The following is a 15,285-nucleotide window of genomic DNA, read 5'->3' as shown; positions in this document are numbered from 1 at the left end:
ACAAAACAGCAAGAAGGATCTTGAAATGTTGGAAACACGTCTCCCTCGCATCGCGCGGATATTTCACAGTGTAACTGTTGCGTCTTTGGTGATGCTCCCGCTCCTCCTAATTGTCGGTATAGGGTCCAATACTGCGCTGCCTGTGAATGTGAACGGTTATGCTGACCTTTCAGACGGTGCGTGGCCGGTAAGCGTTTGGTTGGGGCTCTTTGTCGGCCTCATTCCGTTCGTTTTTTCGATGTTCGCGCTGAACGCCATGAGGCGCCTCTTCGGGCTTTATCGTTCAGGCGATCCACTAGACCCAAAGGCCGCGCCTTTAATCAAGGCGATTGGGTTTAACCTGTTGGTCGCAGCGGTTCTCGGGGTTGTCCTAACGCCGATCCAGACGGGCCTGATGTCGATGTCGAACCCAGCAGGGGAACGATCGATTTCAGCGGAAATTTCATCGAGTGATATAGGGTTCATCTTGGTTGCAGGGCTGATGATGCTGATCGGCTGGTCCATGAACGAGGCCTCAAAGATCGCAGCTGAAAATCGGGAGTTCGTATGATGGAAATAGTTGTGCGCCTCGACGTGATGATGGCCATGCGAAAGATAAAAGGTCGCGATCTGGCGGCCAAAATTGGAATTACCGAACAAAACCTTAGCCTTTTGAAGTCGGGCAAGGTGAAGGGAATCAGGTTTGAAACCCTGGCAAAGCTTTGCGCTGTTCTTGAATGCCAGCCCGCTGACATTCTCGAAGCAGTTTAATCCAGTGCCTTGTGCGCGATCTCGGATCCTTCGATCATCTTCACTTCGCGCTGCGGGAACGGAATGCTGATGCCATTGTCGGCAAATGCATCCCACAACGCCAAGTAAACGTTGCCACGGATGTTGGTCAGCCCGCCGGTCGGGTCTTTGATCCAGAACCGCAGAATATAATCCACCGATGAATCACCAAACCCCACGATGTGACAAACAGGGGGGCGGAATTCCAACACGCGGTCCACACTTGCAGCCGCTTCAATCGCCAGCTTGCGCACCTCACGCGGGTTGTCACCGTAAGCGGTACCAAAATAGATGTCCAAGCGCACGAAATCGTTTGAATGGGACCAGTTGACCACTTGGGTCGTGATCAAATCTTCGTTCGGGATCAGGTATTCACGCCCATCGCGCGTAGTGATGGATACGTATCGCGCACCCAGCGAGTTGATCCAACCGAACGTTTCACCCACGGTAATAACGTCACCCGGTTTGATCGACTTATCGAGTAGAATGATAATGCCCGACACAAGGTTGGACACGACTTTTTGCAAACCAAAACCAAGGCCCAGACCAATCGCACCAGACAGAACCGCCAAACCCGTAAGGTCAAACCCGACAGATCGAAGCCCCATAAAGAACGCCGCACCAAACAGCACGACTTGCAGGAACTTGACCATAAGAACCTGCATCGACGGGCTAATGTCATCATTCCTGCGAATTTGCGCAGAGGCCGTCCGTGACAAGAAACGCGCGACGAAGAAAAAGAGCCCGAGAATGAATACGGCCTGTAGAACCAGCCAAACCGACAGCCGCGTTTCACCCAGCTCAACAGCCATTGAATCAAACAACCGTTCGATTTCGTCCGTGATTCCAAGAATAGATATCGTTACCCATATCCACGCCCCGTAGCGCACGACTTGCCGCATTAACGGGTTATGGATCAGGCGCGTTGCGAGGGTCACGACAAGCCATGCGGTCGCAAGCGTCGCAATGATTCCCAAAAGATAAGATCGTGATGGCCAATGAAAGCTATATGGCGTGGACCAAGTAAATTCGCGCATCAGGAAGACCACAGTCCACATCAACACCACGAAGATAATCCCGCCGAGCCGTTTATGAATAACAAGTAGCCAGCGCAGCCGCCACTTCGGCCAACCTTCGCGCGTACGCATCCATTCACGCAGGCGCGGTGCCAAAACCCTTCGAAGGACAAGCGACAGCACCAATAAGCAAAGCGCGATCAGAACTTGATAAAGGTTCCACGTGCGAAATAGTGACGAAACAAAGGTTTCTGCCTGTAAAAACAAGGACTGGCCGACTTCGCTAATCTCAGTCAGCGCAGCAGAAGGGTCCGTTGCAGGTTCAAGCGTTCCGTCGGGAACTTGGGTGCTCGGGCTTTCAGCGGCGTCGTCGAGTATTTCTGTATCATGTCCTGCCATATAGAGACTGTGCCACGGTGTGTTATGAACCTTCAAGCGGTGACATTCACAAGGTGTTCAGATGCGGATGACCCTTGATAGAAACACTATGCCTGTATATCTGACCCCCATGACCCAAGTTTTTGACATGGATGACCGCGCGCGCCTGCCTTGGCGCTTTTATGGTGCCACACGCACTATACTCGCTCACCTATGATCATTCGCATGCCTCGTACCGAAGGTGCGGTATAGAAAGTTGGCGTGCCTGAACCATTCCTCACAACAAACAGAACGGGAGAGGACACATGTCCCCCAAAACGCTTTATGATAAAATCTGGGATGCTCACGTAGCGGATGAATCCGCTGATGGCACCTGCCTGCTTTATATTGACCGTCACCTCGTCCACGAAGTGACTTCGCCGCAGGCCTTCGAAGGCCTGCGTATGGCTGGCCGTACCGTGCGTGCGCCTGATAAGACAATCGCCGTACCAGACCACAACGTTCCAACAACGCTGGACCGTGCGAACGCCGAAACCATGACCGAGGATTCCCGCATTCAGGTCGAAGCACTCGACACGAACGCCAAGGAATTCGGCATCCACTACTATCCGGTGTCCGACGTGCGCCAAGGTATCGTGCACATCGTTGGCCCCGAGCAGGGCTGGACATTGCCGGGTATGACCGTCGTTTGTGGTGACAGCCACACAGCAACTCACGGCGCATTCGGCGCACTTGCCCACGGTATCGGCACATCCGAAGTTGAACACGTTCTGGCCACGCAAACCCTGATCCAGAAGAAGTCCAAGAACTTCAAAGTCGAGATCACAGGCAAGCTGAATCCGGGCGTCACCGCCAAAGACATCACGATGCACATCATCGGCGAAACAGGCACCGCTGGCGGTACTGGCTACGTCATCGAATATTGTGGCGAAGCGATCCGCGATCTGTCCATGGAAGGCCGCATGACCGTCTGCAACATGGCGATCGAAGGCGGCGCACGTGCGGGCCTTATCGCGCCAGACGAAAAAACCTATGCCTACTGCAAAGGCCGCCCAAATGCGCCAACGGGTGCTGAATGGGGCGAAGCGCAGGCATGGTGGGAAACGCTCTATTCCGATGAAGGCGCGCATTGGGACCTTGAGCTTACGATCAAAGGCGAAGACATCGCGCCGTCCGTCACATGGGGCACATCCCCAGAGGACGTTCTACCGATCACCGCGACCGTGCCTGACCCAGCATCCTTTAAGGGCGGCAAAGTCGACGCGGCTGCACGTTCCATCGAATACATGGGCCTGACCGCTGGTCAAAAGCTGACAGACATCGAAATCGACACGGTCTTTATCGGGTCCTGCACCAATGGTCGTATCGAAGACCTGCGTGCCGCTGCTGAAATCCTGAAAGGCAAAAAGGTCAAAGACGGAATGCGGGCGATGGTCGTTCCGGGTTCTGGCCTTGTCCGCGCCCAAGCCGAAGAAGAAGGCCTTGCCGATATCTTCAAGGACGCCGGTTTCGAATGGCGCATGGCGGGGTGCTCTATGTGCCTAGCGATGAACCCCGATCAACTGGCCGAAGGCGAACGCTGCGCATCCACGTCCAACCGGAACTTTGAAGGTCGTCAGGGCTACAAAGGCCGCACTCACCTCGTGTCTCCGGGTATGGCGGCGGCTGCTGCAGTCACGGGCCACCTGACTGACGTTCGGGAGCTGATGTAATGTCGATCAAACGGCGCGGATTTCTGCAAATGCTTGGGGGCGCTTTCGCCGCCCCCTTGGTGCCGTCCGCGTCGATCGGTGCTGCAACTAAGGCCGCGTATCCGGCGTCCGCTCTTCATGCTGCAATCTATCACTCGCAATCGCGTGTTAGCTTTTCGGTGTTCACACTGGCCAAGCAATTGGGTTTGCAACTGGGCCAAGCTGAACAGCTGATGATGGATATGTCCAAGCGGGGCATCCTTGGTCCGCTTCAGGGTCGCACACAGGCAGGGCGCTGGGCCCGCAGCAAGGTTTGGATTCGTCCGGCCAAATCCGTTGTGGCAACCCGCACGGCTGCTGCGGCCCGCACAGCAACTTCGGCTGAAACGGTTTCAAAGCCGGCGGTTCGCGATGTGGTCAAACACATCGACACCGCCGACCTTACGCCACCGGACTTGCGCACCGAACTGTCAAATATCGACAACGCATGCTGTTCCGAATTCTCGGCACATCCACATCACGACCAGCCCCAATCGGCTGATCAGGAATAGAAATCAATAACCTCATGACTCAGACCACTGAAAAGACCCATACCGGACCCATACGGTTCCCATATGCTTTCCATACGGTTTCTGGGTCTTACTCAGGCGTTTACTTTCGTTAACTTCGAAGACGAATTTAGTTAACGCCAGAAAAGGAAAAGACGATGGAAAAGTTCGACAAACTCTCTGGTATCGCGGCGCCAATGCCGTTGGTAAACATCGACACGGATATGATTATCCCGAAGGTGTTTTTGAAAACGATCAAACGTTCCGGCCTCGGCGTGAACCTGTTTGATGAAATGCGGTTTGACCGCGAAGGGAACGAGATCGCTGATTTCGTCCTGAACAAACCGGCCTACCGTGAGGCATCGATTCTTGTAGCTGGCGACAACTTCGGTTGTGGTTCCTCGCGTGAGCACGCGCCTTGGGCGATTGCTGATTTTGGCATCCGCTGCGTGATCTCAACCAGCTTCGCTGACATCTTCTACAATAACTGCTTCAAGAACGGCATTCTGCCGGTCGTCTTGCCAGAAGATCAGCGCGACGCCCTGATGAAGGACGCCGAGAAGGGTGCCAACGCACGCATTGAAGTCGACCTCGAAGCGCAGACCGTCACCTCTTCTGATGGCGAAGTCTTCTCCTTTGAAGTCGATAGTTTCAAAAAGCACTGCCTCATGAACGGCTTGGATGACATCGGTTTGACGATGGAAAAGGCCGCTGCAATCGACACATTCGAAGCGCAAGCTTCCGCCGATCGTCCTTGGGTCTAATCCCAAAACGACGAAATAAGGCATTTCTAACACAAGGGGGCGTCCAAGCGGGCGCCTCCTTCTTTTTGGCGCAGGTCCTAAGTAGACGTAAACGTCACTTGTGCTTGGGTCAGGCATTCCCCCCTACATTTAGACAGCAACATTCTAATCCAATGAAATGGTTGCAATCTCGCACCAGTGTTGCCGCAATTCGGCCCCGAATTTTTTGCAAAACAGAACAGTGACTTGAACCGGAATCTGAATGTGGGCAACATTATGGCGAAGATGAGGCAACCTGCCGTAAATGAGCAGGATCAAAACGGGACAAGGCCGCGGCATCGTATCGCGACCGACCGAAATGAGGGTAAAGGCGCAGTGATTTCACGGCTGACAGGTGCTGTCCTACGGGCAGTCTTGGTGATTTTTATGATCGCCACTCCATCGTTGATGCTTGCGAGCACGGCGGCAGATACCGTGCAAATCGTAGCGCTTGTTTCAATTGTTGCCGGCGTCTTTGTTTTTGTCGAATACAACTCAAGCTCACCAAGCTTAATGGAATTTCGCGACGCCCCGCCGTTTAACCGCGTGCGCTTCTTTGGCCTCGCTTCCACGATCCTTGCGCTCACAGTTATCGCAAAAGGTGCAACCGAACCTACGACTCTGACAGTCTTGTTCGAAATGGTCGGGGGCTCCCTCGCAGAGGCAATGGATTTCCCATATTCCCCAGTGCGCCTCGTTGTGCTTATGTTGCCTGCTGAAGCGAGTACAAACCTGATTGAAAATGTTCGCACAGCGGCGGGCCTTAGCTATCTTGTGTCCTTACTTTCACTGGCTTTCTTCGTTCTTGTGCTGCGGGTTAAGAATTGGCCAAACAAACGCGGTGGCTTCAATGTCTGGATCAACCTTCCGACGTTTGACCCGACTGCAGGTGGAGACGTTGTTGAACGTCTTGAACGGGACGGCCAGCTTAACCTTATCTTAGGGTTCTTGCTCCCATTCTTAATACCAGCACTCGTGAAGCTCGCATCAGATATGTTTAACCCGATCCAACTGCAGGATTCACACACATTAATTTGGACGATGACTGCATGGGCCTTTATTCCTGCCAGCATGATCATGCGCGGTATCGCCATGCTCCGCGTGGCACAGATGATCGCCGTTCAACGCGAAAATGCTTACCTTCGCGCGCAAGACGAAGGTGGGCTTCCAGCGTAGGTTTAGGCGCTGCACTTGCGGCAGTTGCAATTAGCGTAACTGCAGCCATTGCCCAGACTTCAGAAACCGTTCGAATCGCTACGTTTGCAGCACCCCTAAGTCGCGACGGACCAGGGTTGCTGCTGCGCGACCTACTCGCACACGAAGACCCGCAGATTGCCGCAATTCTTGCAGTCGTGAACCGCGTAAACCCTGACATTCTTTTGCTCACTGACTTCGATTACGATGCTGGTGGCGTCGGAATGGCGACGTTCTCTGAAGGTTTGCACAGGCCATATGAATTTCAGTATTCTGCGCAGCCAAATGCAGGGGTGCAGACGGGCTTGGATGTTGATGGTAACGGTTATACCGGCGATGCACGGGATGCATTGGGATATGGGCGTTTCTTTGGGGATGGCGGCATGGCGCTGTTTTCCCGCTACCCAATCCTGACCGAGAGTATCACTGACTTAACTGACCTATTTTGGCGCGATGTTCCGGGGCGAGAACTGCCCACATTGAATGGAGCGGCGTTCCCTTCTGAAAAAGTCTTGGATGTCCTGCCTGTGTCGTCGACCGGTCATTGGATCGTGCCGATCGACGTTGATGGCGCGGTGATATCACTCTTCGCGTACTCGGCAACGGCACCGGTTTTTGATGGGCCGGAGGATTTCAATGGGTTGCGCAACCGAGATGAGCTTCGTGTTTGGGAGGCCGTGTTAGATGGAAGTCTGCAGGCTGATTTTACTTCACCGGTCGTAATCGGCAACGTCAACGCGGACCCGTTTGACGGGGAAGGGATCAGGGGCGGAATTGGGAGGGTGCTTACGCACCCAAACCTCCAAGACCCAATGCAAAGAAGTGTCGGGGCAGTAATTTCGGCGGATAGGGATCATGTCGGTGATCCAGCATTTGACACGGCGGACTGGCCCGAGGATGGTCCGGGCAATCTACGTGTGTCTTATGTTCTGCCTTCACGCGAAATGGAGGTCATCGACGCTGGCGTTTTTTGGCCCGCGCCAGATGATCTTGCGGCTGGGCTTCTCGGCAGCGATGGTCTGGCCGCTGGGCCACATCACCTTGTTTGGGTGGACGTTCGCCTGCAATCTTCGCCCTAAAACCCGCACCTCATTCCTCGATTTTTGTGTGTTTGGGAACGGCTAGCACATGGAGAGATGAGAGATGTTAATTCGTGGGTTTCTTGACCCAGAACGCCTGACGGGCTAGGCGCTAGCCAACTTATATCAGCTTAGGAATTCTCACATGTCGAACCCTTCCCTTTTGATCCTGCCAGGCGATGGAATTGGCCAAGAAGTCATGGCGGAAGTACGCCGCGTTATTGAGTGGTTCGGCGCAAAGCGTGACCTGCAGTTCGATGTATTCGAAGATTTGGTCGGCGGTGCCGCATACGACAAACACGGCGTTCCGCTGCACGACGACACGATGGCCAAAGCACAAGAGGTCGACGCGGTTCTTCTTGGCGCCGTTGGTGGCCCTGCATACGACGATCTGGACTTCAGCCTAAAGCCTGAGCGTGGCCTTCTTCGCCTGCGCAAGGAAATGGACCTTTTCGCGAACTTGCGCCCAGCGCAGTGTTTTGACGCATTGGCTGATTTTTCGAGCCTGAAGAAAGAACTCGTTGCTGGCCTCGATATCATGATCGTACGCGAATTGACGTCTGGCGTGTACTTCGGTGAGCCACGCGGCATCCACATGGAAGACAACATGCGCGTTGGTGTGAACACACAGCGCTATACCGAAGCCGAGATTGAGCGCGGCGCACGTGCTGCATTTGAGATGGCGATGAAGCGCAACAAGAAACTGTGTTCCATGGAAAAAGCCAACGTTATGGAATCCGGTATTCTGTGGCGTGACGTCGTGACCGAAGTCCACGCAGACTACCCAGAGGTAGAACTGTCCCACATGTATGCCGACAACGGCGCGATGCAGTTGGTGCGCGCGCCGAAGCAGTTCGATGTGATCTACACAGATAACTTGTTTGGTGACATCCTGTCTGACTGTGCCGCGATGCTCACAGGTTCCCTCGGCATGTTGCCGTCGGCGTCTCTTGGTGCGCCAATGGAAAATGGCCGCCCGAAGGCGATGTACGAACCGGTGCACGGCTCTGCGCCTGACATCACGGGCCAAGGTAAGGCGAACCCGATTGCCTGTATCCTGAGCTTCGCTATGGCGCTGCGTTATTCTATTGATGAGGGTGCTGAAGCGACACGCCTTGAGGCAGCGATCGAAAAGGTACTCGCTGATGGCGTTCGCACCGGCGATTTGCTGAGCGACGCGAACAGCACAGCGGTCAGCACGTCAGGTATGACCGATGCTATTCTGGCGGCCCTCGACGAGAGCCTCTAATCACTCACAACTCAAGTCTGTAACAGTTTAGAAAGCGGCGATGTACAATCGCCGCTTTTTTGCATTGGATGTTAGTGCTAACAGTTCCGTATCTGAAAATGGGTGCTGTATGTCTTCAAATGCAAAAGGTGCGATTCTTGGTCTGATCGCTTTCGCGGTTTTCGCCACACATGATGTCTTCATCAAGGTGCTGGGTGAGACCTATTCACCAATCCAGATCGTTTTCTTCTCGGTCCTTTTTAGCTTTCCGTTGGCAACAGTTTTCCTCATGCGGGATTCCAAGCCGGGAAATTTACTACCGCGTCATCCATGGTGGATGGCCCTGCGAACGGTGGCTTCCGTCGCAACAGCGGTTTCTGCATTTTATGCGTTCACCGTTTTGCCATTGGCCCAAACCTACGCGATCCTGTTCGCCTCGCCACTTTTGATCACCATCCTTGCCATCCCTGTTTTGGGGGAGCAGGTGCGCCTGCGTCGTTGGCTCGCGGTTATCGTGGGGCTATCTGGAGTGATCGTGGTTCTGCGCCCGGGGGCGACAGATCTGACTTTGGGTCACGCAGCAGCGATGACGGCCGCGATTGGCAGTTCGTTGGCGTCTATAGTTGTGCGCAGGATCGGATCGGAAGAACGTCCGATTGTAATGCTGCTGTATCCGATGGTGGCCAACTTCGTTTTGATGGGTGCCGCGCTTGCGTTTGTGTACAAGCCGATGCCGATTGAGCACCTCGGCCTGGTCGCATTGTTGGCCGCGTTTGCCTGGACTGCAGGCCGCCTTATTATCGCTGCGTATCAGGCTGGTGAGGCTGCAATCATCGCGCCTATGCAATACAGCCAGATTATCTGGGCGACGATATTTGGCGCGTGGCTCTTTGACGAAGTTATCGACACGGCAACGATCATTGGTGCGAGTATCATCATCGCATCTGGCCTTTATATCGTACTGCGTGAAAGCAACTCCGGTGCTTCGGCAACAACGCCTGTGTTGCGCACGCGTTCGCGCCACGAAACGGGGACATACTTACGCGCTGGGCCGCTTCTGCGGCTTATGGGGCGACACCCTGAAGGCAAAACCGCACCTAAATAATCGCGGTCTCGGAGAACGGCGTATTCTTTGCGATCCGGTCATATCCGAAGGGGGAAAGATCAAGCGTCCGGTATTCACCGTAGGTTAGCATCTCGGCGGTGCCGCGCCCCATCGCAGGGGATTGTTGCAAGCCGTGGCCTGAGAAACCGTTCACGAAGAAGAAGTTCTCAACTTCAGAATGCGGCCCCAAAATCGCGTTTTGGTCTAGCGTGTTATAGTCGTAGTGCCCCGCCCATTCGGTGACGACTTTGATCGCTTCAAACTGCGGAATTCGTGTCGCGATGGTTGGCCAAATCTTGTCCTGCCAAAGGCTGTGATCCATCGTGAAGTCGTCGAAATCCACGGCTGGGTCGTGGTCTGCGTGCCCACCCGCCAAATAGGTCTTCGGCCCGTCTTGGCGGAAATGCACGCCGCTTGGATCAATTGTTAGTGGCAGGTCGCGATCAAGGGGCTGTTCGGCCGAGAAAATCCATGTGAAACGCTTGCGCGGCTCAATCGGGATGCCGATGCCAGCCATCTTTGCTGTCATTGCGCCGCGCGGTCCAGTCGCGTTCACAACTTTTCCGCATGCGATAACGGCGCCATTCGCGAGGGTGACGGTTTCAACACGGGTACCATTCGCGCTCTTGCTCATCGAAACGACTTCGCCCGCAACATATTCGACACCACGTTCACGCGCGGACCTGCGCCACCAATCAAACACTGTGCCTCCGTCCCAGTATCCTTCGTCGACAAGGTTGATGCTGCCAAGCTCAATGTCGTCGACATAATAGAAAGGGTAGGCGGCGCTGATTTCTTCTGGGGTCATCAACTGTGTCGCGGCACCAGCGGCCAGCTGAACTTGTTGCGCCGAACGAAGCTGGTCGGCGAACGCCGTGTTGTCAGCCAGATACATATATCCGTAGCTTTGAATCGACAGATCCGGAACACGCGAATCGTTCCCCATGAATTCCTTTAAATTGTCTATAAACTTGGCACCGAACTGAGAAATTTTAACGTTCAGTGGGTTGCTGAACTGCTGGCGGATGCAAGAATTCGTATGTGCGGTCGCACTTTTCTCATAGCTTGGATCGCGTTCGATCACGAGAATCGACCCGTCAAAGTCGGGGTTGTCGGTTAGAAACCAAGCAACAGACGAGCCATACATAGCCCCGCCGATGATGACGACATCATAGCTAGATTTACTCGGGGTCGCGTTGAAATTCGCTGCTGCCATAGTTTTCGAGCCTCCTTATTGCCAATGGGAACGAAAAGCGTTGATCGGTCAAGCTTTGTGCGCTCAGAGATTAGTTTATTATTTTTGTCAGGAATGGTTGACGCGATGTGTTGCTGGCGATAGTTGAGTGAAAAAGTCAGATATAAGGATGAACCAATGACGATGAAAACCATGACACTTGCAGCGCTTCTTTTGAGCAGCGCCGCGCCTGCCTTCGCTGAAGGTGAACTGAACCTTTATTCTTCACGTCACTATGATACGGACGAACGTCTTTATTCCGACTTCGAAGAAGCAACGGGTGTCACAATCAACCGGATCGAAGGCAAGGCGGACGAGCTCGCTGCGCGAATCGAAGCGGAAGGCGTTAACTCTCCTGCGGATGTTTTCATCACTGTTGATACATCCCGTCTGGAACGCGCTAAAGATGCAGGCCTTTTGCAGGCTATCGAAAGCGATGTCCTTGAAGCCGCGATTCCAGCGAACTTGCAAGACACCGACAACCAGTGGTTCGGCTTTTCGCAGCGTTCACGCGTAATCTTCTACGATAAGGCCGATGTAGCTAATCCACCTCAAACGTACCTCGACCTCGCAGACCCGGCTTACGCTGGCCTCGTTTGCATCCGGTCTTCCACAAACACATACAACCAGACGCTTTTGGCTTCTATCATCGAGAACCACGGCGAAGAGGTTGCGCGTGAATGGGCACAAGGCGTTGTCAACAACATGGCCCGCTCCCCACAAGGTGGTGACACGGATCAGTTGCGCGGTATCGTTTCCGGTGAATGCGAAATCTCTGTTTCAAACACCTACTACTTCGCACGTGCCATTCGCAAAGACGTCGATGGTCTTTCCGACAGCATCGACATGATTGGCCTGCAGTGGCCGTCCCAAGACGCTGAAGGTGCGCACATGAACCTCTCCGGTGCTGGTGTCGTCGCGAATTCCCCGAACCGCGAAAACGCTATTCTTTTCCTTGAGTACCTCGCGTCTGACCAAGCGCAACAGTACTTCTCAAACGGTAACGACGAGTACCCAACTGTAGAAGGTGTTGAACTTAGCGAAGCTGTTGCGTCCCTTGGCGAATTCAACGCAGACGACGTGAGCCTTAGCGCGGTTGCAAAGCAGCTGCCATTGGCACTGACAATCTTCAACGATGTTGGTTGGGAATAAGCGTCAACCAAAATTCGAGCAGGAAGGGGCGTAGCGATAGCTGCGCCCCTATTTTTTGGTTAGGCCTTGTGGATCGCAACCCTGCGACACAGCAAAATGACAGGTAACAACCCGATTGCACCGATCAAAAGGCTTGGTACCGCCGCCCCATTCAATCGCTCATCAGACGCCAGCCGAAACGCCTGTACCGCCAATGTGTCATAATTGAACGGTCGCATAATAAGCGTCGCAGGCAGTTCTTTCATCACGTCAACAAAGACAATCAACGCAGCGGTCAATAAGCTCGGCGTGAGGAGGGGGACGTGAACACGCCGCACGGTGCCGATCACATTTTCGCCGAGCACGCGGCTCGCGGCGTCGATATTCCGGCTTACCGCGGCGATACCACCCTCATACGCGCCGAGCGCGGCAGCAAGGAACCGGATCAAATACGCGCCGATCAACAGCCAGATAGACCCAGTGAACAGCAAGCCAGTTGAAATATCGAAATTCGCGCGCATCCATGCATCTAGAGAATTATCAAAAGCAGCAAACGGAACGATTAAACCAACTGCAATAACGCCGCCCGGAACGGCGTAACCTATCCGCGCGACATACAGCGCTGCACTGGCAATCCGAGTCTCTCGAAGGCGGCTGAAGCTTCCAAGAAGAATGGCCGCGCTGACAGTGACAATTGCCGCGATTGCGGCGAGCGTTAGAGAATTTGTGATAAAGCGCGCGTAGCGTGGGCTAAATAAGTTTTGCTCTGAACTTGTGGCCATCACGGACAGGGCGATGACGGGGATAACCAAGCCCAACATTACGGGCAGGCCACACAAAACCATAGCGCCCCATTTTGCACCACCGGTGAGTGGAACGCGGGCGATCACATCCTGACGTTTGCCATTGCTAAATCGCGCACGACCTCGATTTGAGCGTTCAAGCATCGCGAGAAGGAGTGCGAAGGCCAGAAGACCAAGCGAAAGTTGAGCCGCTGCCCCTCGGTCCACCATTCCGAACCATGAGTTGTAGATACCTGTCGCGAAGGTCTGAACACCGAAATGAGAGACAGTTCCAAAATCTGCAATGGTTTCCATCATCGTCAAAAGCACCCCTGCGGCGATGGCTGGCCGGGCCAACGGAAGTGACACAGACAAGAATGCCTGAACGGGTGACTTTCCCAGCGAACGGGCGGCTAGAAAGGTTGTCGCGCTCTGCCCAATGAACGCAGCGCGTGCGAGGAGGTAGACGTAGGGATAGAGGACGAGGACAAGCATGATTGCAGCGCCGCCCAAGCTACGAATTTCCGGGAACCAATAGTCGCGCGGACCCCAACCGGTAAGGTCACGCAATACCGATTGCACAATGCCAGGATGGTCCAAGACATGCGTATAGGCATAGGCAAGGACGTAGGCGGGAAAGGCGAGCGGAATTACCAACGCAATTTCCAGCCAACGCCTTCCTGGGAAGTCGCACATCGTAACGAGCCACGCCGCACCAGTCCCAATCATGAAAGTCCCAATACCGACGAGTACGACGAGTGCTGCCGTATTGCGCATGTAGTCTCCCAACACCGAACCCGCGAGATGGCGGAGTGTCTCGGTATCCCCAATCAGGGCTGCTACAAGAACAGACAGGTGTGGCAAAAGACAGAAGGCTGCGATCACGAGCGCCAATGCGGCAATGGCCTTGTCCGCAATGAACCAAGAAGGTTTGCGTGTGTGCGCGTGGTGTTGGGTGCTGTCTGACATGGCCGTTTGCTACCCTATCTACTGGGTCTCGTCCATCTATGACCAATTGTTTTAGTCGGGTTTGATCGGTGAACACGGGCTTGCGCCGCATTGGGCGCTGTGCGACGTCTGGCGGTAGGGGGAGCCTGCAATGCGCATGGGTTTGATATTCTTGGTATTCGGTTATGTATTTAGCCAGTTCTATCGCGCATTTTTAGCTGTTTTGACACCTGCGTTGGAAGCAGATCTAGGGACCACGTCTGCCGATCTGTCCTATGCGTCGGGTCTTTGGTTTATCGTTTTTGCGGTCATGCAAATCCCCGTAGGCGAAGCACTGGATCGTGTCGGCCCGCGACTAACTACAGTTGTTTTGTTCGGTTTGGGCGGCGCAGGCGGCGCGTTGGTGTTCGCGCTGGCGCAAACCCCAGCACATATCTCTTACGCGATGGTTCTGATTGGAATTGGTTGCTCGCCTGTCTTGATGGCCTCCTATTACATTTTCGCCAAAATGTACCCGCCAGTGGTATTTTCGACGCTGGCTGGCGCGATGATTGGCTTCGGATCCCTCGGCAATCTAGCGAGTTCGGCACCGATGGCATGGGCTGTCGATGCCTTCGGGTGGCGTGAAACGATGGTTGCAGTCGCGGTAGCAACGTTGCTGATTTCCATCGCACTTGGGGTATTCATGAAAGACCCGCCAAAAACAGCTTCGACGGGGCCGCGCGGATCTGTTTTGGACCTTCTAAAGATCAAGGCACTTTGGTTCATTTTCCCGTTGATGTTCGTGAACTACGCGCCAGCGGCTGGGCTGCGTGGGCTTTGGGTCGGGCCGTATGGGTCGGACGTATTTGGCGCGGATACCGCGTTGATTGGAACAATGACGCTGGTAATGGGCCTTGCGATGGTTGCAGGTAATTTCGCCTATGGACCAATGGATCGTGTCTTCGGCACCCGAAAATGGGTGGTGTTCTTAGGGAATGCGCTGGGCGCAATCGGGTGTTTTGCTCTTTCTGCACTTTCTCCCGGCGCGTCAGTTTGGACCGCAACCGCGCTTTTAGCGTTGGTTGGAATGACGGGTGCATCTTTCCCGTTGTTAATCGCGCATGCACGCCCGTTCTTTCCTGAACACCTGACCGGACGGGGTGTAACATTGCTGAACCTCTTTGGCATCGGAGGGGTAGGCGTCATGCAGATCGTTACTGGCAGAATGGTCGATCATTGGGACTCGGTCGCCAAGTTTGAAGGTGGCACCTATCCGATGCTCTTTTGGTTCTACGGCATACTGATCTGTTGCGGCCTTGCCATCTACGCCTTCAGCACGGATCGCACCGACTGACGCCCCTTTTGTTTAAGGCACATTGCGTCTATGAGGCGCGTGGTCCCCACCAAACGATTGGGCGG

Annotated in this window: 14 protein-coding genes; 11 read left to right on the top strand and 3 right to left on the bottom strand. The window is 54.3% G+C overall.

Going from position 1 to position 15,285, the window contains the following annotated elements:
• Nucleotides 1-25 precede the first annotated feature (25 nt).
• Nucleotides 26-550 carry a DUF2975 domain-containing protein gene (locus OCA8868_RS11170; protein ID WP_093996638.1) on the top strand — a complete coding sequence of 175 codons (525 nt, stop codon included), beginning with the start codon at nucleotides 26-28 and terminating at the stop codon, nucleotides 548-550.
• Complete coding sequence (locus OCA8868_RS11165; protein ID WP_442417742.1) at nucleotides 547-750, top strand: helix-turn-helix domain-containing protein; 204 nt, start codon at nucleotides 547-549, stop codon at nucleotides 748-750. Before OCA8868_RS11170 ends, OCA8868_RS11165 begins: the two co-directional genes overlap by 4 nt.
• On the opposite strand, the gene OCA8868_RS11160 is transcribed toward OCA8868_RS11165, so the two are convergent.
• Nucleotides 747-2,183, bottom strand: coding sequence for a mechanosensitive ion channel family protein (locus OCA8868_RS11160; protein WP_093996636.1), 1,437 nt, complete (start codon nucleotides 2,181-2,183; stop codon nucleotides 747-749). The two genes, OCA8868_RS11165 and OCA8868_RS11160, sit on opposite strands and share 4 nt — an antisense overlap.
• A gap of 284 nt (nucleotides 2,184-2,467) precedes the next feature.
• Here OCA8868_RS11160 and leuC point away from each other — a divergent pair, with 284 nt between their 5' ends.
• The 7 genes from leuC (at nucleotide 2,468) to OCA8868_RS11120 (ending at nucleotide 9,789) form a co-directional block, all read left to right on the top strand.
• Complete coding sequence (gene leuC, locus OCA8868_RS11150) at nucleotides 2,468-3,874, top strand: 3-isopropylmalate dehydratase large subunit (protein ID WP_093996635.1); 1,407 nt, start codon at nucleotides 2,468-2,470, stop codon at nucleotides 3,872-3,874.
• On the top strand, nucleotides 3,874-4,404 hold the full coding sequence (locus tag OCA8868_RS11145) for a hypothetical protein (RefSeq protein WP_093996634.1): 531 nt from the start codon (nucleotides 3,874-3,876) through the stop codon (nucleotides 4,402-4,404). The genes leuC and OCA8868_RS11145 overlap by 1 nt, the downstream gene beginning before the upstream one ends.
• A gap of 155 nt (nucleotides 4,405-4,559) precedes the next feature.
• A complete protein-coding gene (leuD, locus tag OCA8868_RS11140) occupies nucleotides 4,560-5,165 on the top strand; it encodes a 3-isopropylmalate dehydratase small subunit (RefSeq protein WP_093996633.1) in 606 nt (201 codons plus the stop codon).
• A 405-nt stretch (nucleotides 5,166-5,570) separates the two neighbouring features.
• Entirely contained in the window at nucleotides 5,571-6,359 is a 789-nt protein-coding gene (locus OCA8868_RS11135) for a hypothetical protein (RefSeq protein WP_093996794.1), read from the top strand.
• Nucleotides 6,360-6,475: 116 nt separating this feature from the next.
• Nucleotides 6,476-7,456: an endonuclease/exonuclease/phosphatase family protein gene (locus tag OCA8868_RS11130; RefSeq protein WP_245848191.1), complete on the top strand. Its 981-nt coding sequence runs from the start codon at nucleotides 6,476-6,478 to the stop codon at nucleotides 7,454-7,456.
• A gap of 145 nt (nucleotides 7,457-7,601) precedes the next feature.
• Nucleotides 7,602-8,705, top strand: coding sequence for a 3-isopropylmalate dehydrogenase (gene leuB, locus OCA8868_RS11125; protein ID WP_093996632.1), 1,104 nt, complete (start codon nucleotides 7,602-7,604; stop codon nucleotides 8,703-8,705).
• Between the two features lie 109 nt (nucleotides 8,706-8,814).
• The gene (locus OCA8868_RS11120) at nucleotides 8,815-9,789 is read left to right on the top strand and encodes a DMT family transporter (protein ID WP_093996631.1); all 975 of its coding nucleotides are present in this window, start codon (nucleotides 8,815-8,817) and stop codon (nucleotides 9,787-9,789) included.
• Here the strand turns inward: OCA8868_RS11120 and OCA8868_RS11115 are convergent.
• Nucleotides 9,782-11,005, bottom strand: coding sequence for an NAD(P)/FAD-dependent oxidoreductase (locus OCA8868_RS11115; RefSeq protein ID WP_093996630.1), 1,224 nt, complete (start codon nucleotides 11,003-11,005; stop codon nucleotides 9,782-9,784). The genes OCA8868_RS11120 and OCA8868_RS11115 overlap by 8 nt on opposite strands.
• A gap of 156 nt (nucleotides 11,006-11,161) precedes the next feature.
• Here OCA8868_RS11115 and OCA8868_RS11110 point away from each other — a divergent pair, with 156 nt between their 5' ends.
• On the top strand, nucleotides 11,162-12,175 hold the full coding sequence (locus OCA8868_RS11110; protein WP_093996629.1) for an extracellular solute-binding protein: 1,014 nt from the start codon (nucleotides 11,162-11,164) through the stop codon (nucleotides 12,173-12,175).
• Between the two features lie 59 nt (nucleotides 12,176-12,234).
• Here OCA8868_RS11110 and OCA8868_RS11105 read toward each other — a convergent pair whose 3' ends face one another.
• Entirely contained in the window at nucleotides 12,235-13,905 is a 1,671-nt protein-coding gene (locus OCA8868_RS11105; protein WP_093996628.1) for an ABC transporter permease, read from the bottom strand.
• 130 nt (nucleotides 13,906-14,035) lie between these two features.
• On the opposite strand from OCA8868_RS11105, the gene OCA8868_RS11100 reads away from it, so the two are divergent.
• The gene (locus OCA8868_RS11100) at nucleotides 14,036-15,220 is read left to right on the top strand and encodes an MFS transporter (RefSeq protein WP_093996627.1); all 1,185 of its coding nucleotides are present in this window, start codon (nucleotides 14,036-14,038) and stop codon (nucleotides 15,218-15,220) included.
• Nucleotides 15,221-15,285: the final 65 nt, after the last annotated feature.

The organism is Octadecabacter ascidiaceicola, assembly GCF_900185015.1.
GTDB lineage: Bacteria > Pseudomonadota > Alphaproteobacteria > Rhodobacterales > Rhodobacteraceae > Octadecabacter > Octadecabacter ascidiaceicola.
The sequence above is the reverse complement of the archived record's forward strand: the minus strand, read 5'-3'. Positions and strand labels throughout refer to the sequence as shown.